Genomic DNA, 20,463 nt, shown 5'->3' with positions numbered 1-20,463 from the left:
GTGCGAATCGCGCATCGCTTTTGGCGCCTCACGCGCCGGGTGTTGTGCACTCGTTATGCCTGCGCCCCACTCGTCCCAAGTGTCCCAGGGTGCGCATTGTCCCCGATTGGGGGGATATCGGCGCGCAGAGGCGGTCTATACGCTTCAAAAAGCGGGCATAGTTGGGCATTCTTCGTATGTGGTGACCTTGGACGTACGGCCTCAGCTGCTTGACGCACTTTCCGCCCTGCGCGACCGTGTCGCCGCCGTGCGCCTCCCCTTTCCGCTGCCGGGGGCCCCGCGCGCCCGGCAGACACGGCTGGAGCTCCTCGCGCAGCTCGACGACTATCTCGTGCCCCGGCTGCGCGATCCCGAAGCGCCCCTGCTCGCCGTCATCGGCGGCTCGACGGGGGCCGGCAAGTCGACGCTGGTCAACTCGCTGGTGGGACGCCGGGTCAGTGAGGCGGGGGTGCTGCGGCCGACGACGCGTACGCCGGTGCTGGTGTGCCATCCGGACGACCACCACTGGTTCGCTGGGCAGCGCGTGCTGCCCCAGCTGACCCGGGTGTGGCTCCCCGAACGGTGCGAGGACGCCGCCGAGGAGGACGAGAGCGGGGTGCTGCGGGTGGAGACCTCCGAGTCGCTGCCGCCTGGCCTGGCCCTGCTCGACGCCCCCGACATCGACTCGCTGGTGGCCGCGAACCGCGTGCTGGCCGCCGAACTGATCTGCGCGGCCGACATCTGGGTGATGGTGACCACCGCCTCGCGCTACGCGGACGCGGTGCCCTGGCACCTGCTGCGCGCCGCCAAGGAGTACGACGCGATGCTGGTGACCGTCCTGGACCGGGTGCCGCACCAGGTGGTGGGCGAGGTGTCCCGCCAGTACGGCGCCCTGCTCGACCGGGCCGGACTCGGCGACGTGCCGCGCTTCACTATCCCCGAACTGCCCGAATCGGCAGGCGGCGGAAGCGGACTGCTGCCGTCCACCGCCGTCGCGCCGCTGCTCGAATGGCTCACCCACCGGGTCCGGGACCCCGCCGCCCGCCAGCAGGCCGTCGCCCGCACCGCGCGCGGCGCCATGGACTCGCTCAACTCCCGGATGCCGGAGCTGGCGGGCGCCGTGTCCGCGCAGTACGCCGCCGCCGTACGGCTGACCGGCGCCGTCGAGGAGGCGTACGCGGCGGAGGGCGAGCGGGTCCGCACCCGGCTGCGGAACGGGTCCGTCCTGGCCGGTGACGCCCTCACCCGGTGGCGCGCCCACCCGGCCGACGCCACCGACTGCGAACTGCTGGACTCCCTGGTCGACAGCCTGACCGCGCTGCTCAGGTGCGCGGTGGCCGCCGCCGACGAACGCGTCACCGCCGCCTGGCGGGCCGAACCGGCCTCCTCCGCGGTGGCGCCGGGCGGCCCCGACCCGGAGTCCGGCGAACGGATCGGCCTGGTCGTACGGCGCTGGCGCCGGGTCCTGGAAGAACTCGCCGAAGAGGTCGTACGGGAGCTGGAGCGGCCCGCCGCACCCGATCCGGAGGCCGTGGCGGCCCTGCTCGCGGCGGCCCTGCTGGGCGGGCGGCGGGCCCGTTCGGCGGGCGAGCGGCTGGCCGAGCGGATCGGCGCCCAGAGCGCGCTGCGGCTGCGCGACCGGGGCGGCGAGCTGGTGACGACGTACATCGAACGGGTGCTGCACGCCGAGCGGGACCGCCGGCTGGCGCCCATCGACGCGCTGGACGTGACGCCGGAGCCGCAGGCCGAGCTGATCGCCGCGCTGTCCGTGACGAAGAAGGAGAGGTGACGTCGGTGACCACGAAGGCCACGGAAGCCGCTGGGCCGAGCGCGGCGAGCGGGGCGGGTGAAACGGGCGGGGTGGGCGTGGCGACCGCGCCGGACGCCCGGGAGCCGGGCGGGACGGACGCGTCGGAACGCGGCGGCTGGGACGACGGGCTGATCGCCCGTCGGGCGGTCGAGCGGGGCGGCCCGGCGAAGGCCGGCGGCGCCCTCGGCGAACTGCGGGCCTGGGACGGGGAACCGCCGCAGGAGCACGGCGACGTACCGCCCGGCGGCGGGGAGTACGGGGACGAGCTGCGCGTACGGCTGGACGCCCTGCGGGAACTGGTGGGGCTCTCGCGGGCCCGCCTCGAAGGGCGGACGCTGCACGAGGCCGGCCGGGTGCTGGACGAGGCCGTCGCACGGCGGCGGCTCTCCGCGCAGCACACCGTGGTGGCCATCGCCGGCGCGACCGGAAGCGGCAAGTCCACACTCTTCAATTCCCTCGCGGGAGTGAGGATCTCGGAGACCGGGCTCAAGCGGCCCACCACCTCCGCGCCGATCGCGTGCAGCTGGACCGACGGGGCGGCCGGCCTGCTCGACCGGCTGGGCATCCCCGGCCGGCTGCGCCGACGCCCGTTCCAGGCCGGGACGGGCGCCGGGACCAGCGGCGACGAGGGGCTGCGCGGGCTGGTCCTGGTCGACCTGCCGGACCACGACTCGGCCGTCACCGCCCACCGGGAACAGGTCGACCGGGTACTGGCCCTGGTGGACGCGGTGATCTGGGTCGTCGACCCGGAGAAGTACGCCGACGCCGCCCTGCACGAGCGCTACCTGCGCCCGCTCGCCGGGCACGCGGAGGTCACCTTCGTCGTCCTCAACCAGACCGACCGGCTGCCCGGCGACGCCGCCGACCTGGTCCTCGACGACCTGCGCCGGCTCCTCGACGAGGACGGCATGGCGCTCGGCGAGTACGGCGAACCCGGCGCGACCGTGCTCGCGCTTTCCGCCCTCACGGGTGACGGGGTGGAGGAACTCCGCGAGCTGCTGCGCACGTTCGTCACGGAAAGGGGCGCCGCGGGGCGGCGGCTGGCCGCCGATGTGGACGCGGCGGCGGCCAGGCTGCGCCCGGTGTACGTGGCGGAGGGAAGGGCGGGGCTCGGGGAGCGGGCCAGGGAGGAGTTCGGCGACCGGCTGGCCGAGGCGGTCGGCGCGGCGGCGGCGGGCGAGGCGGCCGAGCGCGAATGGCGGCGCCACGCGGGCCGCGCCTGCGGTACGCCGTGGCTGCGGCTGTGGCGCTGGTACGACGCCCGGCGCACCCCGGGCTGCGGCGTCCCGGCCGGACAGCGGCCGGGCGAGGCCAAGGACATCGAGGTGACGGCCCGCCAGCGGGTCGAACAGGCGGTGCGCACGGTCGCCGACGCGGCCACCACCGGGCTGCCCGGCCCCTGGGCACAGGCCGTACGGGAGTCCGCGGTGCGCGGCGCCGAGGGCCTGCCGCAGGAACTCGACGCGCTGGCGGTGACCGCCGGGGCCCCGCGGGGCAACCCGCCGCGGCCCGCGTGGTGGCCGGTCGCGGTGCTCGCCCAGGCCTCGATGACACTCATTCAGATCCTGGGCGGGCTGTGGCTGCTGGGCCAGGTGCTGGGCGTACTGGAACCGGACCTGCTGCCGCCGTTCCTGCTGATGCTGGCCGGGGTCGTCGGCGGCCCGGTGGTCGAGTGGGGCTGCTGGGCCGCCGCACGCGGCCCCGCACGGCGGTACGGCCAGGACGTCGAGCGGCGGCTGCGGGAGGCTGCGGCGGGCTGCGGCCGGGCGAAGGTGCTCGACCCGGTGGCGGCGGAACTGCTGCGCTACCGGGAGGTGCGGGAGCGGTACGTGACGGTCACGGGGGCGGCCCGCGCGGTGGACTCCGTTCCGCCGTGGAGCGGCTGACGGTGGGTCGAGGGTGACGGAGTTCTCCACAAGGGCCCGCTGATCCACAGGCCCAGCGGGAGACCGGGGATCCGCCCAGCATGGAGAACACCAGCCGGGACCCGGCTGGCCATGGAGGGGAGATCCGCGATGAACGAGACGATGGTGACCCTGGTGGGCAACGCCGCCACCGGTCCGATCGGCACCGAGACGGCACTGGGGCACGTGGTGAGACTGCGGCTGGCGGTGACGGCCCGGCGCTTCGACCGCGAGCAGCAGGCCTGGACCGACGGACCGACCAGCTTCTACACGGTGTGGGCGAGACGCTCCCTGGCGGCGAACCTGTCCTCCTCGGTCGACGTCGGCGACCCGCTGGTCGTGCACGGCCGACTGCGCGTCAAGGACGAGACCAGGGACGGCGAGCGGCGGTTCTCGGCGGACGTCGACGCCCTCGCGGTGGGCCACGACATGACGCGCGGCACATCGGCGTTCCGCCGGGTGGCGAAGGCGGACCCCAGTCTGGTGGAGCCCGCCGCGGTCCGGGCGGCGGACCCCCGGGCGCAGGGCGCGCACCCCGCCCACGCCGCTCGGACCGCGCACGAGGCGACGACCGTGCTCACCCTGCCCTTGGTGCCCGAGGTGCCGCCGGGCTGGGCGGCGGACACCCCGGTGAGCTGGGCGGCCAGGGGAGCCCCGGACCGGACCCCGGACCCGACCCCGGACCCGACCCCGGACGGGGCCGCGGTCGGGGCCGCCGACCGCGAGCCCGAACGGAAGCCGGAGCGGGCGGCCACCCGGAAGAAGGCGGCCCGCACGGCGGAGTGGACGTCCGCGCCGACGGCGGAACCGGCGGGAGCAGTGTCCTGAACATCCCTTATGTGCAGGTGACTTGTCGACAAGGTCAGGAGGGTTGAGCCCCGGGCGATAACGATTCCGATTCGGAATAGGACGTCAGGACGCATGGCGGGGGGTTGTTCGGCATTGCTTCCTTAGGATTCCCGGATACCCATGGGGCACTTGAGGTTGCAGGCGAGGCACACCCCACACACGCATCATGCGAACGAACCTCGCCCGGAGGGGACTTGCATGACTGCCGAACCACCGGCCACCGACCGGGGGCGCCGCACCGCCCGCCGCGATCGCCCGACCCGGGTACGCCGGCTGATCGCCGTCGCACTCGCCCCGGGCCTGCTCGCGGCGGGAGCGCTGGGCGGCGCGGGAAGCGCCGCGGCGGACGAGCGCCCGGTCGGCTCCGGCGGGGCCGCCGCCACCCTCGGCAGGCTGGCCGTCCACGGCCCGGTGACCATCCGTGACGCGGGCGAGGAGTGGAAGGCCGAGGCGGGGCTCTTCGAGATGGCCGTCACCGGCGGCGGCGCCCTGCAGAGCTACAGCGTCGACCTGCGGACCCCGGCGCGCGAGGGCACCACGTACAAGGAAGTCGGCTGGGACCAGTCCTCGCTGCACCGCAACAACAACGCCGGCAAGATCCGCTGGATCCTGGAGCACTCCTACCCCCAGGTCAACGACCTCGCCGCGCTCGCCGGGAAGGCCGGGGTCAAGGCGCTCGACGACAAGGCCGCCGCCGCGGGCACCCAGGCCGCGATCTGGCGCTTCTCCGACAACGTCGAGGCACTGCCGGCCGACCCCGGCGCGGGCCGGCTCGCCGAGTACCTGACGCGGGCCGCGCGCGACGCCCCGCAGCCGCCCGCCTCGCTCTCCCTGGACCCGCCCGCGGTGGCCGGACGCGCCGGGGAGCGGGTCGGCCCGGTGACCGTGCGCGCCCAGGCGGACCGGGTGACCGTCGGCCTCGCCGCCGACGCGCCGTACGGGGTCCGCGTCGTCGACAAGGCGGGCAGGCCCGTCACGGACGTCAAGGCCGGAGCCCAGCTCTACTTCGACATACCGGGCGACACCGAGGGCGGCACGAGCGCGCTCAGCGTCCAGGCGGACGCCCGGGTGCCGATCGGGCGGGCCCTCGTCAGCGACACCCACAGCCAGACCCAGATCCTGGCCGGGGCCAGCACCTCCACGGTCACCGCCGACGCGACCGTCACCTGGGCCGCCCGCAAGACCACCGGGGCGATCCCGGCGCTCTCCGCCAAGAAGGACTGCGCCAAGAGCGGTGTCGGCATCACGGCCGTGAACGCGGGCGACGCCGCGTTCACCTTCGAACTCCTCGGCTTCAGCCACACCATCGCGGCCCGCACGTCGCGCACGGTGACCATCCCGCTGCAGGAGGACCAGGCGTACGACCTGACGGTCTCCGGCCCCGGCGGGCTCCGCAAGAACTTCACCGGCGTACTGGACTGCGAGACGGCCGGCACGGTGGCGATCGGCACCGCGAACGCCCCCGCCAACCGTCCCACCCCGGCCACCGCCGGAAAGCCCACCCCGATCGCCACGGCCGACGACCAGAACCTGGCCGCCACCGGTGGCTCCGCCGCGACCCCGATGATCGGCTACCTCGCCCTCGGGATGCTCGTGGCCGGCGGCGGTGTGGTGTTCCTGCTGCGCAAGAAGAAGCCCGCGCCGGACGAGGAGTAGCCGCACCGGCCGCCACGGGCACCGGACACCCGCCCCTCGGAGGGAGTCCGGTGCCCGTGGCGTGTGCGGAAAAGGGGTGGAGCGAGCCGGAGTCCCGCTGCTACCTTCACGGTGGACCGTGAAGTCGTCGTAGGGAGGTGAGCCCCGTGAACCCAGTTACCCGTGGGTGCTCCCTCACTCCGCCACGGTCCGGCGGCTGACGTTCGGTGTCGCCGGGAGCGCCTGCGATCGAGGCACTCCCGAGGAGACACCGATGAACACCCCACCTTTCACGGCCGGTCCCGGCGAGCACGCGGTGACGGTCACCCGCGTCGCCGACGGCCAGTGGCACGCACTCGACGACGACCTGGTGGCCGGCCGCGGACACGCGGTGCGCCGGCCCGACGGACGCCTGTTCGTCAGCATCGACGCCTGGCACGAGGCCGCCTTCGCCGCACTCGCCGCGGCCATGCTCGCCGCACTGCCCCGCCCCCTGCACGCGGTGGTCGACGAGGCCGACACCGGCCTGACGGCCCGCTGGCGAAGGGCCGGTTTCACGGTCCGGCGCCGCGAGTGGGAGTACGCCGTACCGACCGACCCCCGGACCACCGGCCTCGGCGCGGTCCTGCCCCCTCCCGGCGTGACGGTCGTGCCCGCCGGGAGGGCCGACGAGGACCTGCTGCGGGCGGTGGACCGCGCGGTCCGCGACGAGGTCGAGGCAACCGTCGGATGGCGGGACATGCCAGCGGAGGTGGTCCCCCGTCCCGCGGGCGACACCCTGCTCGACCCGTCGAAGTACGCGGCCGCCGCGACGCCGGACGGCTATCTGGGCCTGATCAGGGTGGTGACGGCGATCAGGCCGCGCATCGGCCTGATCGCCGTCAGGTCCGGCGCACAGCGCCGCGGCATCGCACGGGCACTGCTGGCCCACACCCTGCACGCACTGCACCGCTCCGGCTTCGACGAGGCCTGGGCCGAGGTCCACGAGTCCAACCACGCGGCCTCGGCCCTCTTCCGGGGCGTCGGCGCCCGCCCGGTGAGCAGCAACCTGGAGCTGGTGCGATGACCCAGCACAAGAACGTCATCGAGGTCGAGGGCCGCGTCGTCGAGTGCCTGCGCAGCGCCATGTTCACCGTGGAACTCGACAACGGCCACCAGGTGCTCGCGCACATCAGCGGAAAGATCCGCAAGAACTACATCAAGATCGTGCTGTCGGACCGGGTGCTGGTGGAACTCCCGCCGTACGACCTGACCCGCGGCCGCATCGTCTTCCGCTACCGCAACTGACCCCGGCGGCCCATCTCCCCGCCCCCTGACCCCGGAGTCCCGGTCCCGGCACCCCCGCGACCGGGACTCCCGGCACTCCGGGCCCGGCCCCCGGCACCGGACATCGACGCTCGGTGACGGCCCGGTCACCCCGACGGCCCCGGAACGTCCAGGTCACGGGCGCCGGGCGATACGCGTTTCCCCCGGCCCCTGGCCGTCAGGCAAGATGGGGTGTTTTTGCCGAGTGCGATCACGCAAAGGGCCCCTGACCAGCGAGGGAACCGCCGATCAGGGGCCGGGCACGGGCCGTGGGCCGTCTGGAGGCCGTCAGACCGCTTCCGGCAGTTCCTCCGGGTTGATCCTCCGGAACACCGCCGACAGGGCCTTACGCGTCCGCTCCTCGCTGCTGGGCATCAGGTGGGTGTAGATCCGCAGGGTGAACCCGGGGTCGGAGTGCCCGAGGTAGACGCTCAGCGCCTTGATGCTCTCCCCGCCGTCCAGGAGCACCGAGGCGTAGAAGTGCCGCAGGGCGTGCATCCCGTCGTCCGGCGCGGCGGCGTAGCGCTTCTCCCCGGGCTTCCTCAGCGGGATGACGCCGGCGGAGGCCAACGCAGGTTTCCACACGTAGTCATCGAAGTAGCTGCGCCAGATCGCGTTTCCCACACCACTGGTGAACACCAGGGTCCGTGCCACGAGCGGCCCTTCCGGGGTCTCCCACGGCAACTTGACCTCCACTGGCGGAAACCGACGCATGTGGAGCCGAAGGGCGTCCGCCACTACCGGGCTGAGCGGCGCGTCCCGCAGCCTGCGCCGCTTGGGCGGGGCGAACACTAGGGTCCCGCGCACTCGCTTGACCTGCTGCCGTACGTGAAGCCACCCGGTGTTGAAGTCGATGTTCTCAGCGTCCAGGCCGAGCACTTCCCCTTGCCGCAGTCCACCACCGCCGGCCGCGTCCACGGTGGCGGCGTACCGGTCGGGCAGTCCGGCGCGGACAGCGAGCACACGGGACTCAGGCCACGGTGTGATTAGCCGGGGGTCAGGTTCCGGAGGCTTGACCGACTGGGCGTGACAGGGGTTCGACCGGATCACCCCGTCGTCCACCGCTGCGTTGAACAGCGAAGACACCGAGTCGTAAATGGCACGGCGGTACGTCGCATTCGGCAATGCCGTCTTGAGCGCGTTCAGCCAGGTCCGCATGTGCTCCGGCTTGAAGGACCCCATCGGGCGCGAACCCAGGTACGGCACCGCGTGCAGCCGGATACGCCGATCCACGACTTCCTGACTGCCCAGATCCGTGGTCAACCCGCCCAACCACTTCACGGCGTACTCCCCGAACGTGATCTCTCCAGCCTTCGGGTCGATGTACTGGCCCGCATCCATGTCGGCTTGAATGCGCGTCAGCCACTTCTCGGCAAGCTTCTTCTTCCGGTCCGCGAAGCTCTTGGACTGCTCCGTGCCGTCCGGCCCGACGTAACGGGCGCGGTAGCGCAGCCCGATGCCGTACCGGTCGCTCCTGACCCGGACTTCCTTGCCGTTGGCGTTGATCGTGGTCTTGTACCAGCGGTCTTGGATGTGTCCGGCCATCAGGCTGCCTCCACTTCCATGAGGGATTCGACCCACGCGCGCAGGTCGGCTGGGTCATAGCGGAGGTGCCTGCCGACGCGGAACCCCTTCGGGCCGGTGTGCTTGCGCCGCCACTGGTAGATGGTCTCGATGGGCACGCCGAGGAGATCGGCGACGTCGGTCGGCGTCAGGTACCGGTCGGGCAAGGTGCGTTGCATGGTCACCACTCCTGTTCGTCGTGCAGGTCGGCGAGGGCTTCGCGGGCGGTTTCGCGGTTGAGCTGGATGCTGCGGGCGATGCCTGCGGCGAGGGCGGATTCGCCGGGGGTGTGGCCGTGGCCGGCGTACTGCCAGGCGGCGAGGACGAGCACGGTGTCCGGTTCGCGGTCGTCCAGGCCACGGGCGGTGTGTTCCTGGGCGGCGCGGTAGTCGGCGCGGACCTGCCGCATGGCTCCGAGGGTGGTTGAGTAGTGGCGGGACTTGGAGCTGAAGTGGCCTCGGAAGCCGAGCATGTGCGCCCACGCCCACAGCCGCCGGTCCGGGTAGAGCGGGTCGAGGTCCCAGCAGGCGCGGATGAGGCGGCGGGCGTGGTCGGGGACGTGGTGGCGGTCGAGTTCGGCGAGTTCCCCGATGCGTCGGTCGAGGGTGCCGGTGGTCTCGGCTGCTTTGGTGGCGTACTTCGCCACGTATGAGGCGACCGCTTGCTCGGTGATGTCGGTGCCGTTGTCGAAGGCGCGGATCGGCCGGACGTCGATCTGTGTTCCCCATCGGAAGGTACGGGCCGGTTGCTCTCCGGCGGCGGGGACCGAGACGGACGTGTATCCGTGGGCGGCGGCGGCCCTGATCGCGTCGTCCAGCACGGCGGTCGTGGCCCATGCCGGGGGCGGTGAGTCCGGGCCGTCGGGTCCGTCGACGCGGATCACGGCATGGAAGTGGATGGCTCCGCGTTTCTGGAACTCTGCGACCTTGCCGAAGGACAGCCGGGCGCGGTCGGTGAAGTCGCGTTGGGTCAGGCCGGCGCGGGCGGCGAGTTCGCGGCGTAACCGGTTGGTGAAGCGCTGCCACAGCTCCCCGGCGTGGTTGTTGAACAGCACCGCGCCGGCGTAGTCGTACGTGGCCGGGTCGAGGGCGGTGCCGAGCAGGGTGTCTCCGTCGGGGTGGGTGGTGCCGCAGCGGCAGCGGCCGGAGGCGGGCCGGTTGTGGACCGGGCCGAAGGACGGGGCGGTCAGGGTGGCGAACGCCCGGGGGTGGTCCCGGACGGTGGCGGGGATGTCCTTGCCGCGGTCGCCGACGAGTCCGGCGCGGATCAGGTGGTAGGTGTCGCCGGCGTAGGTGTAGGCGCAGGAGGGGCAGCGGGAGGCGCGCCGGTTGCCGCACGCGATCCGCAGCCTTCCGCCCGGCTCACCCTCGGTCGAGTAGTGGTGCCGGGTCTGGCCGGTGGTCTTGTCCTTGGCCAGGGTCCAGCCGGTGAGGTGGATGGGTTCGGCACAGCCGCCGGTACGGCGGATCTGGTCCTGCCAGCGGTCGAAGCCCGGGGACCCGGCCACCCGCAGGAGGTCCCCCAGGGTGGTCGGGTCGAGGCCCGCCAGGGTGGCGGTGTTGCTCACACGCACACCTCCTGCCGGCAGGTCAGGAACGCGACGCCGATCCACCGGGTGTAGGCGGGCGGGATGGCTTCGGTGAGTTCTTCGCGGACGTCGGTCCAGGTGATGCCCATGGCCTGCTGCATTTCGGTGACGGTGGCTTTGCCGCCGCCGGCTCCGTAGGCGGCGACGTAGGGGCCGTCCCGGTAGACGCCGTGGCGGTAGCCGCGCACGTATCCCCGGTGGCGGGGGTGGGCGGGTTGGGCGGTGGACCAGTTGCCGAGTTCGAAGGTCCGGTGCCGGAGCACGCCGAGCCCGAACATCTCCCCGCACAGGGTCAGATCCTTGCGGACGGGGGCACGCCCGTTGGGTTGCTCGATGACGTACGGCAGACCGGTTGCGTCCAGCAGGGTGCGCAGTTCGGGGATGAGCTGGACGTGGTCGCGTCCCCAGCCGCGTGAGGCGTTGGTGCCGACCGTCAGCGCGCACCCTGCCTGGCAGGGCGGGGATGCGTGGATGAACGCGTACTGGCCGATGTCGCCGGTGGTCAGGAGCCGTTGCAGGTGGGCGAGTGCGTCGCCCTGGTACTGCGGGAAGGGGTAGTTGGGGCGGGGTGCGAGGTCGACGCCGTCGACGTCGAAGCCGGCGCGGTGGTAGCCCATGGCGGCCCCGCCGGCGCAGGAGAACAGATCGAGCACCCGCAGCCCGTTGCGCAGGGTCTCGGTCATCGCCGCTCCTCCCGTGCGTTGTCGTGGGGGGTGTGGGCGTCGATCCACTCTTCGGCGCAGACCTTGTGGCAGGGCCGTCCTCGGTCGGAGCGGAGCGGGGTGGGCTTGCCGCAGCAGACGCAGGGCTTGTCGCCGGTGTGGTCGTAGTGCTGGGGCGAGTTCCAGTTCAGGAGGGTGCCCATCACACCCACCTCCCGGCCGGGACGGGGGCGGTGCGGCGGGCGGTGCGGGTGCCGGTGCCGTGGCAGGCCCGGCAGATGGCGGGGACGACGTGGCGGGAGCCGTCGGCGTGCAGGGTGCCGGTCGTGATGGCGACGATGGGGAAGCCGTCGCAGTCCGGGCACACGCGTGCCATGGGGCCGGGGCGGTAGGCCATGATGGAACTTCCTTCCGGTTGAGAGATCGGGTGGGAGCACGGCGTCCGGGGCGGCGGAAACTTGGCGGTAGAGGCCGCCCCGGGGGCCGGTCAGCGGCGGCGGCGGTTGCGGCGCGGCGGGTCGATCGGCGGGATGTCGTCGTAGGCGCGGCGTCCGGCCTCGAAGGACTCGCGGTCGGTGGTGCCGTTGCCGAGCTGGCGGGCGATCTGGTTGACCTTCTTGCGGTCGCCGTGGCGCTTGGCGATGGCGTACTCGCGGCCGAGTTCGGCGGCGGCCGGGTCGGCCGGGGCGGGGTCCTGCTTGCGGCTGAAGAGGCCCATGACGATCTGTTCCTTTCAGTGGTGGTTGATCTCGTCGCGCAGGGTGCGGACGAGGAAGAGCACGACGAGCCCGGACACCGACAGCGCGACAGCCGTCACGGCGACCGCCAGCAGCAGCGACACGGCGATCGAGGCCAGCGCCAGGGCTCCGGCGACGCCCCCGGCGGCGAGGGCGACAGCAGCGCCGGTCGAACGCGGCAGCCGGGCGACCAGACCCGCCGGCGCGGGGACCGAGGCGGGGACCGGGCTTGAGTCGGTGGGCGGGGCGGCCGGGGTGTGAGCGGTCAGGACCGGGGTGTCCGGGGTGGGAAAGCGAGGCTTGAACACGGGTTTTCTCCTGTCTGCGGGTTACTTGACGAGCGAGTCGAGGGCGGGGGCGATGATGCTGTCGGCGAGGAGGAACCCGCCCAGGAGGAGCAGGGCGACGAGCCAGATCGGCGGGCGGGTGAGCTTGATCCCGAGCCAGCCGACGACGATCACGGCAAGCCAGAGCGGAACGTCCATGACGAGTGATCTCCCTTGAGGTCAGCGGGGGTTGCAGCGGTGGGCGCGGGCCGCGAGTTCAGCGGCCGGACGGGACAGGTAGGAGGCGGACCAGTCGCAGCCGGGGGCGGTGCAGGCGGCGGCGTGGGCCTCCCGGCCGTAGCGGTCGGTGTAGGTGCCGATCTCGACGGGGCCGATCCGGGTGGTGTCGCGGAATCGGTAGCGGGTCATAACAGGGCTTCCTTTCAGGCGAGTTGGGCGGCGATGGCGTCGGCCATCGGGGCGGGGACACCGAGGCGGGCGCGCAGGGTGTCCGGGGCGATCGGGGTGCCGGTGCGGGTCTGGTGTTCGTCGGCGACCTTGCGGGCGTATGTCAGCAGCGCGTCCGGGATCACCGGTGCAGGGATGTCGGCCGGTACCGGTGCCGGGTCCGGGGCGGTCGCCGGAGGCAGGGCCGGAGCCGCTTCGGCCGGCGGGGTTTCCTCCGGCATGGGGCGGGTGATCTCCACCGGGGTGGGATCCTCATCTCCTTGCACGGGGGCGGGGTCCGCGGCGGGTGCAGGGTTCGGGGTGTGGACCAGGAGGGTGCCGCCGAGGAAGGCGAGGGCGGGCCAGCCAGCGACGAGAATGCGGAGCCAGGCCGGTACGTCGGCCAGGTCCAGGAGCCCGGCGGTGGCGACGTTCGCCCCGAGGGAGGCGGCGAGCGCGACCAGGAACCAGGTCCAGGCGGCCCCGGCCGGCCGGTGGGCGGTGCGCAGGATGCGGAGCTGTCGCCAGGCAGCGACCAGCAGCAGGTCCACGCTGATCGGGTAGGCCCAGGCTTTCCAGCCATCCTGTCCGGCTGCGGCGGCGATGTCGTGCAGGTGGGCGAAGGACAACGCTCCGGCGATCACGGCCTGCACCAGCAGGGCGTCCGGGCGGACCGTGGGGCGGGGCACTACTTCCACCCCAGATCAGTGAACGTCCGGTCTTCGACGTGGTGGGATCCGGCGATCAGGTAGCCGATGTACTCCTTCACATCGGATCGCACGTCCTTGAGGTCCAGGCCGTAGTCCAGCGCCCAGGCTTCGGCGTCGACATCGACGGTGATCGTGATGCGTACCTTCATGGCCGTCTCCTCCCTTCAGGGATTGGGGCCAGCACCGGGCGGGGCTCTCGCAGTCCTGCCGCCCGGTACCGGCGGGGATCACTCAGCGAGGGGCGTGTTCGCCGGCACCGAAGCAGCGCAGGCACATCCCGGTCTGCTCACCGGCCGGGCGGCGGGAGCGGCCGACTCGGATGGGCGCGGAGACTTCTCCGGTGCCCTTGCACGGCTTGCACGGCACCGGCTTGACCGGGGCGGGCTTCTTCTTCGCGGTCGTCTTGCGGGCGGGCGTGGCCATGGGGTGGTGCTCCCTTCGGTTTCGGGCATGGGCGGGGTAGGGACCTGGTGCGAGGCGGTCGCGCCGGCCGTGGGGCAGGGGGTGTGTCAGGCCGGTTCGGGGGCCAGTTCCACCAGGGCACCGGCCGGGGCCGGGACGGGGCGGAAGGCGTCCAAGGCGGACAGGTCCGGCGTCATGTGCGCGTGCTTGGCACAGGCCGCCACCGCATCCGGGAGCGAGGTGAACGGGGCGCGGATCCGGGCGAAGCCACCAGTCGGCAGTGCGGCAACAGCGGTGCCGGGGCGGGTCGGGGCGATCGCGGTAACCACGCCGACCGCACGCGGGCTCACGTCCCCAAGCGCCATCTTCGCCGAGCCTTCATCGTTGACCCGGTGTGCCACCCGGCCGGTCAACTGAGCGCGCAACGAGGTGGCACCGGGGCCGAGTTCGGAGCCGAAGCGCTGCCCGCAGATCTCCAGGTACATGCCCGCAGCACGGCCAAGCTGAGCCAGACGGATCAATTGGGTGACCAGGTGGTCACGGCGCTTCTCATCCGCCTTACTCGTCAGAAGGAACAGTTCGGCGATCTCGTCCACGAACAGCACCAGCGGCACCGGCCGGATATCGTCCGGCAGGCCCCAGATATCCGAGGTGATCGCGTCCAGCGGGGCGTCCGCAGGGAGGTTCTGGGCTGCGCAGACCAGCTCGAACCGGCTCGTCATCTCTCCCACCAGCGCATCCAGCAGGGCACCAGCTTCATCCGGGGTGACCGCGAGGGCGGAGAGCCGGCGGGCGAACGGGGCCAGCTCCACACCCCACTTGCAGTCAATCCCCACCAGGGCGACCCGCTGCGGGGCGAGACCCTTGATCAGCCCGCGCAGATACACCGACTTGCCCGACTCGGTGGCTCCGACCACGAGTTCGTGCGGCGTGGCGCGGAAGTCCCGCAGGTGAGCGGAGCCATCGGCGCACACGGCCACCGGCACCCGCAGCAGACCGGCACCGGGCTTGCCCGGCATGACGACCCTGCGCAGCACGTCGTACCCGATCAGCCGAACTTCCAGATATCCGGGCTTCAGGGCACGGACGTGGACGCCGTGCATCCGCCAGGAATGCCGCAGGCGTTCCGTCGCCGCTTCGAAGTCCTGGACTTCCTGCCCCGGGCGCATCCGCAGCCGCAGGACCAATCCGGAGCGGGTGATCCTCACCCACCGGATGCCCGGCATAATCCGCACCGGCTCACGATGGGTTGCAGCGGCGATCCACAGCCGGGAGCGGGAGGGAGGTTCGGTCAGCCCGCAGGCTTCCATCACCGACCGGAACGACGCCCGGATACGGATCAGGGCCACCAGGGAGCCGAAGCCGAGCCAGTACCAGGCCGGACGCCGCCACCGCAGCACCCCCAGCCCGACCACGATCAGCACTAAGCCGATCAACGACACGATCTGTCCGCCACTCACCGGGGATCAGCCCTTGCCGTTCGAGGCTGCCGGGAGGTGAGCCGGGGTGATGGCCACGCAGCGGAACGCGATCCCGTGCCGCTTCTGACCGCCGAACTCGTTCTCCCACGGCACCGCCACCAGGCCCGTTAGAGACACCAGCGTGCCCATCGGCAGCTCGTCGGAGACACCGGTCTGCGGCACCGACACGGTCATCATGTCCGTCTCACCGTTCGCGGCGAACACCACGCCCAACGTCATCATCTGGGCACCGGTCTGCGAGTCAACCGCGATCTCACCGGTCCGACGGTCCTAGACCTTCGTCTCCGGGGGCTTCGCCACCATCACCGTGGCGGCGGACGTGTCGACGGGGAACTGACGCATAGCTGCGCTCCTAGGTTGAGTTACTCGACGTACTTAGTACGTCATGTCTTCTTGAGAATGAACCTGTCTTACTTGGTGTGTCAAGTGGTTGTTCTCGACTCGTGTCGGTGCCATGTGCTGCACTTGGTACAACAACCGCGAAGAGGGGTCATGGCCGAGTTCAACGGGAAGCAGCCGGCGTACTTGCAGATCGCCGACGAGTTCAAAGCGAAGATCCGGGAAGGCGAGACGGCTCCCGGGGAGAAGTTGCCGTCTGAGTCCGAGTTGATGGCTCAGCACGGGGTCTCACGCACGGTCGCCCGCCAGGCGATCTCGCGCCTTCGTGAGGACGGATTCGCAATCTCGCATCAGGGCAAGGGCAGCTTCGCCGCGCTCCCGAGCGACGCAACCTCCACCCAGCACAGCCCGGAGTTCGAGCAGATCACTCAGTTTCTAACCGAGGTGCGGGGCGATGTCCGTCGACTGACGGAGCGGATGGAACAGCTAGAGGACCTTGTCCGGCAGCAGTCGAAAGAGCGTTGATCACCCTTTCGGCTCGCCGGGCAAGTTCCGCTACTTCTCCGCTAAGTTGCTCGACTTGCTCAGCCAGCATCGACCGTTCTTCCAAGGTCAACACCATGGTGGCCCCCTTGCCCCACATCTGATCTGACAGCCCCTGCGGTTGGCAGTAACGCTAGGACCGGTTCGCAGAAGCACCCCGGAAAAATCCTCCGGGGTCCCGTGTAGAGACGGGGAGAAGCTCATCCCATGCGAGGAATGACGACGAACCTGACGATCGGTGAACGAGTTGCCTGGTACCGCCGCAGGCGGGGCCTGTCACAGGAGGTGTTGGCCGGCCTGGTCGGGCGTACGGTCGACTGGCTCAGCAGGGCCGAGAACAACAGGCTGGAGCTGGACCGCTTATCGGTGATCAAGACGCTCGCCGACGCGCTGGACGTCTCCCTCGGTGACTTGCTAGCCGAGCCGACGCTCATGGACTGGACGAACGAGAGCGGCACCCGGACTGTCCCGGCTCTGCGATCTGCCCTGATGAACTACCGCCAGCTCACGCCGATTCTCGGAGTTCCGACCGAGGGTGAGCCCACCCCGCTGAACGACCTGCGATCGAGCGTCGCCGACGTCTGGGACGCCTACCAGGACTCTCGCTATGGGCTCGCAACCCGTCGTCTCCCCCTGCTGCTAGCCGACGCCTTGATCGCTTGCCAGGCGACGAGGGCCATGACCGCGAGCGCGCACACGAGTTGACGGCAATGACCTACCAGAGCGCCGCGATGGTCCTCACCAAGCTTGGGGAAACGGATCTCGCGTGGATCGCAGCCGATCGAGGTCTCGCAGCAGCTCAGCAAGCCGGGAACATGGTCGTCACCGGCTCTCTCTTCCGATCGGTGGCCCACTGCCTGCTTTCCAACGGCCGCTACAGTGCCGCTGTCCAGCTCGTTGGCGACGCGTCTGATTACCTTCGTCCGGGACTCGCTGACGCCACCCCGCAGTTCCTGTCGATCTACGGGACTCTCTTCCTCGCGGGCTCAATGGCCGCTGCGCGAGGGGATGACCGGCAGGCGACGCAGGAATTCCTGGCCGAGGCCGACCGATCTGCCCAACGCCTCGGGCAAGACGCGAACTACGTATGGACCGCGTTCGGACCAACCAACGTGGACATTCACCGAGTGGCGACCGCTGGCGAACTCGGTGACATGCAGATCGCAGTAGACCTAGGTCCAGGCATCGACACGACGGGTCTGCCGACTGAACGTCGAACCCGGCACAACCTCGAAGTGGCACGCGCGCTGAGCGCGTTCAACCGCGTGGACGAAGCGCTCGCCATGGTCCTGCAAGCCGAGAGCTGGGCACCTGAACAAGTACGTAGCCACTACATGGCACGGGAACTCGTCCTGTCGTGGGTACGCAACCAGCGCGGCCGTCCGAGTCGCCCCATGGCAGAACTGGCTGACCGGCTGCACGTCGTTTGACGTAGGTACGCTCGGGCGCATGACGGCGATGAACGAGCACGAAGCGAAGATGGCGCACCCGCGTATGGCTGCGGGTGCGCTCTTCTTTGATGAGGCCGGACGACTGCTCATGGTGGAGCCCACCTACAAGGGCTACTGGGACATCCCCGGCGGGTACGTCGAAACCGGGGAATCGCCATTGCAGGCAGCCGGTCGGGAAGTCCGCGAAGAACTCGGCATCACGCCGCCGCTCGGGGCCCTTCTGGCCGTCGATTGGGCTCCCAGCGACCGCGAAGGTGACAAGGTGCTGTACCTCTTCGACGGAGGCCAGATCGCACCCGAGCAACACGAGCAGATCACCTTGCAGGCCGAGGAGCTGAAGAGCTTCGCGTACGTGGAAGTCACCGAGATCAGCGCCCGCACAATCCCGAGGCTTGCCCGGCGAATCGCGGCAGCGATCCAGGCGCGGGAGACATCAGCCCCGGTCTATCTCGAACACGGGCAGGAGCCACGTTCAGCGGCGGCATAGGTACCCACCCCCTACGCTTGCTTCCAGGCCAGCCGGTGCCGAGCGACGGCAAAGACCCGCTCCACCTGTTCGGGGTCCAGTACACCTTCCAACGGACCGAGCGCTGATACTTCCCGCTCGCGGTAGACCCGAACGTCGAGGAGCGACGGCTCCCTGACGAGTTCGGCCGTTCCGACGAAGACAAGAACCGGCTGAACTTGGACAGCAACATCGCAGTACCGGGTCAGCACTCGCTGAACGCGCCGGGCTTCGGCACGGCTCTTGCGGAGGTACGGGTGCGGCGGCCCATGGTTGATCCGAACTGCGTCGTTGCCGACCCAAACGGCCTTGTCAGGGTGCCGCTTGGTGTTGATGCTGAAGACTCCGCCGGGGCCGATCAGCAGGTGATCAATATCCACTTCTCTCGGTAGCGGTACAGCGTGCAGCACATGCCAACCACCAGAAGTCAGCCGTGCCAGTTCGGCTCCGACAAGCTGCTCCCCGCGATAGCCGGTGCGCCATGTGTCCAGGTGCGACGGCCGCCGCAGCACCACGTCGAGCAGGCGAGTGACCGGAGCGGGTTTCTCCTTCTGGATCTTGTCTCGCACGCTTGCCCCTGCCCGGTTGCGGGCGAGGTCATAGTCCGGAGTGAGCGGTGAAAGCGATTCGTACTGCGGCTGTGTCGACGAGCGTGGAACCTTGGCAACGGTCGGAGGTGGAGGGTCCTGGTAGTCCGCAAGGGCGGCCAAGACAGCTTCGCGGTATTCCGGGCGAAGGAAGGTGACCTCTCCGGTCCTACGGTCCATCCACGCGACGGCCAGCCCGTCCGGCCGCATGACGTAGAGCCGATCATGCCCGTAGCGCCGCCATGCCTTGATCTGTAACTCGTCGCCCATGCCGCCCCCCAGTGGCTGTGCCGTACAGCCATAGCAGCAGCCCGCCGGGCAGCCCACAAGAGCACGTTGCGGTCAGAATTTCCCTACTTCATCAAGGGCCCGCGTACGCGGGCCTGGCCCTTGGCTGCAGGCTCTGCGGCTGCGCCGCCCGCCCGCTGCCTGGGCCGGAGCAACCGGCCCTGGTAGGGAACACCGCTCGTGGCTGGGGCGGTCGGCTCCACGGCTTTACCCACCTCCCCAGTTCGGGTCCCGCGTCGAGCAAGACCAGGGGGCCACTCGTTCAAATTCCGGGCAGGATCACAGCCTGCCCGAGTTGCCGGCCAGCGTACGGCCCCCTGATCATGCTCAACCCCAAACCGGGCAGGACACCGACCAAAGCCGCTCCGCCGACCTACTCTCTCGACTGGATGCCAATGCTCCCCGCCACTCCCGAGCACCCGCGTGCTCGCACTGTTCAATCCCTGGTACCGCCCCTTGGCATAGAATTCAGGGCTATTCCATCCCAGTACCGCCCAGTCGAAGACCGACGATGAACGCCACCTAGTTTATGTAGGGCCTCATGAAGACTCTGCACTGGGCAGGAGGCACCTCCTGTCCATTCCGCCCAAGCACTTCGGAGGGAACCTGCCTGAATTCGCGAGCTCCCGCGAGGAGCAGGTGATATGAACTCACTGACGAACCTCTCAACAGCATCGGCATCTCTAGCACGACGCAAAGCGGCAACTGCCGTGTCTGCGGCTACTTCCGCCAAGATGGCCTCAAGTTCTTTAACACGCCGCTCAGCCACCTCTAGAGCACTCTCGGCTCGCTCAACTCGGACGGTGAGACGTTGATCCTTTCGTTCGGCGACGATTTTCTCTCTACGCATACCTTGATTCCAAGGCTCAACGCCGTGGTCTTTGAGTAGGTATTTAACAGAAGCGAAAAGGACGTCGACGTCATCATGAGCGTTACCCAATAGGAAGTTGCAGGATCGACAGAGAACGCCGCGCACAACTCCGCTATCGTGACAATGATCTGCCGCAAATATTCCGGACTCGAATCCCGAGATGGTAGATGAGCAGATCATGCAAGCACCTATGGAACGAACGACCCTGGTCTGTTCCAAGGTCAGTCCGTACATACTTGCCGTCATTTGCAGCGCTTGCACCTCTGAGCGGCATTCGTCCCCGCAGTAACGAGCTCGTCCGGTGGGATCGAACGCTGTCCCACACTCCTCACAGTCCTTCGTACTCATACTTGGCGGCTACGCCTTCCATGTCTCTGCTGCTGACAACGGAGCCGACTTGATGCTTTAGACCGCTCACAGCGCAGCCAAGGTAGCAAGCAGCTCTGAGAGGGCATTTGATCTAGGCAGATTGCCCTTTCTGTCCTAGTAGGTTCCTCGCCAGGTTGGTGTGGTCTCGTCCGTTATGCGCTTGGCCAGGTTG

The 20,463-nt window shown here is 70.2% G+C and carries 25 protein-coding genes and 2 pseudogenes; 10 read left to right on the top strand and 17 right to left on the bottom strand.

The annotated features are described in order from the left end of the window. Positions 1 to 187: 187 nt before the first annotated feature. From ACFYVL_RS21725 to infA, 6 genes and pseudogenes are all read left to right on the top strand, one after another. Positions 188 to 1,768, top strand: coding sequence for a dynamin family protein (locus ACFYVL_RS21725; RefSeq protein WP_389247664.1), 1,581 nt, complete (start codon positions 188 to 190; stop codon positions 1,766 to 1,768). After that, positions 1,765 to 3,675, top strand: a complete 1,911-nt coding sequence (locus tag ACFYVL_RS21720; RefSeq protein WP_389247185.1) for a GTPase — start codon at positions 1,765 to 1,767, stop codon at positions 3,673 to 3,675. The genes ACFYVL_RS21725 and ACFYVL_RS21720 overlap by 4 nt, the downstream gene beginning before the upstream one ends. Positions 3,676 to 3,804: 129 nt before the next feature. Further along, positions 3,805 to 4,188: pseudogene (locus tag ACFYVL_RS21715) on the top strand (single-stranded DNA-binding protein); the annotation flags it as partial. Between the two features lie 552 nt (positions 4,189 to 4,740). Next, positions 4,741 to 6,198 (top strand): TQXA domain-containing protein, encoded by a 1,458-nt coding sequence (locus tag ACFYVL_RS21710; RefSeq protein WP_389247183.1) that lies wholly within the window; start codon positions 4,741 to 4,743, stop codon positions 6,196 to 6,198. Between the two features lie 253 nt (positions 6,199 to 6,451). Further along, positions 6,452 to 7,243, top strand: coding sequence for a GNAT family N-acetyltransferase (locus ACFYVL_RS21705; protein WP_389247181.1), 792 nt, complete (start codon positions 6,452 to 6,454; stop codon positions 7,241 to 7,243). Beyond that, entirely contained in the window at positions 7,240 to 7,464 is a 225-nt protein-coding gene (infA, locus tag ACFYVL_RS21700; RefSeq protein ID WP_389247179.1) for a translation initiation factor IF-1, read from the top strand. Before ACFYVL_RS21705 ends, infA begins: the two co-directional genes overlap by 4 nt. Positions 7,465 to 7,770: 306 nt before the next feature. Here infA and ACFYVL_RS21695 read toward each other — a convergent pair whose 3' ends face one another. From ACFYVL_RS21695 to ACFYVL_RS21625, 15 genes and pseudogenes are all read right to left on the bottom strand, one after another. After that, positions 7,771 to 9,027 (bottom strand): tyrosine-type recombinase/integrase, encoded by a 1,257-nt coding sequence (locus ACFYVL_RS21695; protein ID WP_389247177.1) that lies wholly within the window; start codon positions 9,025 to 9,027, stop codon positions 7,771 to 7,773. After that, positions 9,027 to 9,224 (bottom strand): helix-turn-helix transcriptional regulator, encoded by a 198-nt coding sequence (locus ACFYVL_RS21690; RefSeq protein ID WP_389247175.1) that lies wholly within the window; start codon positions 9,222 to 9,224, stop codon positions 9,027 to 9,029. Before ACFYVL_RS21690 ends, ACFYVL_RS21695 begins: the two co-directional genes overlap by 1 nt. Before the next feature lie 2 nt (positions 9,225 to 9,226). Then, positions 9,227 to 10,612 (bottom strand): replication initiator protein RepSA, encoded by a 1,386-nt coding sequence (gene repSA / locus ACFYVL_RS21685; protein ID WP_389247173.1) that lies wholly within the window; start codon positions 10,610 to 10,612, stop codon positions 9,227 to 9,229. Then, the gene (locus ACFYVL_RS21680; protein ID WP_389247170.1) at positions 10,609 to 11,316 is read right to left on the bottom strand and encodes a DNA methylase; all 708 of its coding nucleotides are present in this window, start codon (positions 11,314 to 11,316) and stop codon (positions 10,609 to 10,611) included. Before ACFYVL_RS21680 ends, repSA begins: the two co-directional genes overlap by 4 nt. Then, positions 11,313 to 11,498 (bottom strand): hypothetical protein, encoded by a 186-nt coding sequence (locus ACFYVL_RS21675; RefSeq protein WP_389247168.1) that lies wholly within the window; start codon positions 11,496 to 11,498, stop codon positions 11,313 to 11,315. The genes ACFYVL_RS21680 and ACFYVL_RS21675 overlap by 4 nt, the downstream gene beginning before the upstream one ends. Beyond that, a complete protein-coding gene (locus tag ACFYVL_RS21670) occupies positions 11,498 to 11,692 on the bottom strand; it encodes a hypothetical protein (protein WP_389247167.1) in 195 nt (64 codons plus the stop codon). Before ACFYVL_RS21670 ends, ACFYVL_RS21675 begins: the two co-directional genes overlap by 1 nt. Positions 11,693 to 11,782: 90 nt before the next feature. Then, entirely contained in the window at positions 11,783 to 12,013 is a 231-nt protein-coding gene (locus tag ACFYVL_RS21665; protein ID WP_389247165.1) for a hypothetical protein, read from the bottom strand. A gap of 15 nt (positions 12,014 to 12,028) precedes the next feature. Further along, positions 12,029 to 12,340 (bottom strand): SpdD protein, encoded by a 312-nt coding sequence (locus ACFYVL_RS21660; RefSeq protein ID WP_389247163.1) that lies wholly within the window; start codon positions 12,338 to 12,340, stop codon positions 12,029 to 12,031. Between the two features lie 21 nt (positions 12,341 to 12,361). Beyond that, the gene (locus tag ACFYVL_RS21655; RefSeq protein ID WP_389247162.1) at positions 12,362 to 12,517 is read right to left on the bottom strand and encodes a hypothetical protein; all 156 of its coding nucleotides are present in this window, start codon (positions 12,515 to 12,517) and stop codon (positions 12,362 to 12,364) included. Positions 12,518 to 12,538: 21 nt separating this feature from the next. Then, positions 12,539 to 12,727 (bottom strand): mobile element transfer protein, encoded by a 189-nt coding sequence (locus tag ACFYVL_RS21650; RefSeq protein WP_389247160.1) that lies wholly within the window; start codon positions 12,725 to 12,727, stop codon positions 12,539 to 12,541. Positions 12,728 to 12,741: 14 nt separating this feature from the next. Next, complete coding sequence (locus ACFYVL_RS21645) at positions 12,742 to 13,434, bottom strand: DUF2637 domain-containing protein (protein ID WP_389247158.1); 693 nt, start codon at positions 13,432 to 13,434, stop codon at positions 12,742 to 12,744. Then, complete coding sequence (locus tag ACFYVL_RS21640) at positions 13,434 to 13,604, bottom strand: hypothetical protein (protein WP_389247156.1); 171 nt, start codon at positions 13,602 to 13,604, stop codon at positions 13,434 to 13,436. The genes ACFYVL_RS21645 and ACFYVL_RS21640 overlap by 1 nt, the downstream gene beginning before the upstream one ends. An 82-nt stretch (positions 13,605 to 13,686) precedes the next feature. Next, positions 13,687 to 13,878 carry a hypothetical protein gene (locus ACFYVL_RS21635; RefSeq protein WP_389247154.1) on the bottom strand — a complete coding sequence of 64 codons (192 nt, stop codon included), beginning with the start codon at positions 13,876 to 13,878 and terminating at the stop codon, positions 13,687 to 13,689. Positions 13,879 to 13,964: 86 nt separating this feature from the next. Then, on the bottom strand, positions 13,965 to 15,299 hold the full coding sequence (locus ACFYVL_RS21630; protein WP_389247152.1) for an FtsK/SpoIIIE domain-containing protein: 1,335 nt from the start codon (positions 15,297 to 15,299) through the stop codon (positions 13,965 to 13,967). 24 nt (positions 15,300 to 15,323) lie between these two features. Beyond that, positions 15,324 to 15,680: pseudogene (locus ACFYVL_RS21625) on the bottom strand (hypothetical protein). 150 nt (positions 15,681 to 15,830) lie between these two features. Between ACFYVL_RS21625 and ACFYVL_RS21620 the strand changes: the two are divergent. The 4 genes from ACFYVL_RS21620 to ACFYVL_RS21605 all read left to right on the top strand — a co-directional run bounded on the left by ACFYVL_RS21620 (position 15,831) and on the right by ACFYVL_RS21605 (position 18,158). Further along, positions 15,831 to 16,202: a GntR family transcriptional regulator gene (locus ACFYVL_RS21620; RefSeq protein WP_389247150.1), complete on the top strand. Its 372-nt coding sequence runs from the start codon at positions 15,831 to 15,833 to the stop codon at positions 16,200 to 16,202. Positions 16,203 to 16,436: 234 nt separating this feature from the next. Continuing rightward, complete coding sequence (locus ACFYVL_RS21615) at positions 16,437 to 16,925, top strand: helix-turn-helix domain-containing protein (protein WP_389247148.1); 489 nt, start codon at positions 16,437 to 16,439, stop codon at positions 16,923 to 16,925. Between the two features lie 5 nt (positions 16,926 to 16,930). After that, positions 16,931 to 17,650, top strand: coding sequence for a hypothetical protein (locus ACFYVL_RS21610; protein ID WP_389247146.1), 720 nt, complete (start codon positions 16,931 to 16,933; stop codon positions 17,648 to 17,650). A gap of 19 nt (positions 17,651 to 17,669) precedes the next feature. After that, positions 17,670 to 18,158: an NUDIX domain-containing protein gene (locus tag ACFYVL_RS21605; RefSeq protein WP_389247144.1), complete on the top strand. Its 489-nt coding sequence runs from the start codon at positions 17,670 to 17,672 to the stop codon at positions 18,156 to 18,158. An 11-nt stretch (positions 18,159 to 18,169) separates the two neighbouring features. Here the strand turns inward: ACFYVL_RS21605 and ACFYVL_RS21600 are convergent, their stop codons facing one another. Together ACFYVL_RS21600 and ACFYVL_RS21595 are read right to left on the bottom strand one after the other, a co-directional pair. After that, positions 18,170 to 19,033 carry a nuclease-related domain-containing protein gene (locus ACFYVL_RS21600; protein ID WP_389247142.1) on the bottom strand — a complete coding sequence of 288 codons (864 nt, stop codon included), beginning with the start codon at positions 19,031 to 19,033 and terminating at the stop codon, positions 18,170 to 18,172. A 454-nt stretch (positions 19,034 to 19,487) separates the two neighbouring features. Further along, positions 19,488 to 20,156: an endonuclease domain-containing protein gene (locus tag ACFYVL_RS21595; protein WP_389247140.1), complete on the bottom strand. Its 669-nt coding sequence runs from the start codon at positions 20,154 to 20,156 to the stop codon at positions 19,488 to 19,490. Positions 20,157 to 20,463: the final 307 nt, after the last annotated feature.

Origin of the sequence: Streptomyces sp. NPDC004111 (genome assembly GCF_042874215.1) — a bacterium.
Classification (GTDB): domain Bacteria; phylum Actinomycetota; class Actinomycetes; order Streptomycetales; family Streptomycetaceae; genus Streptomyces.
This window is presented reverse-complemented; position numbering and strand designations above follow the sequence as displayed.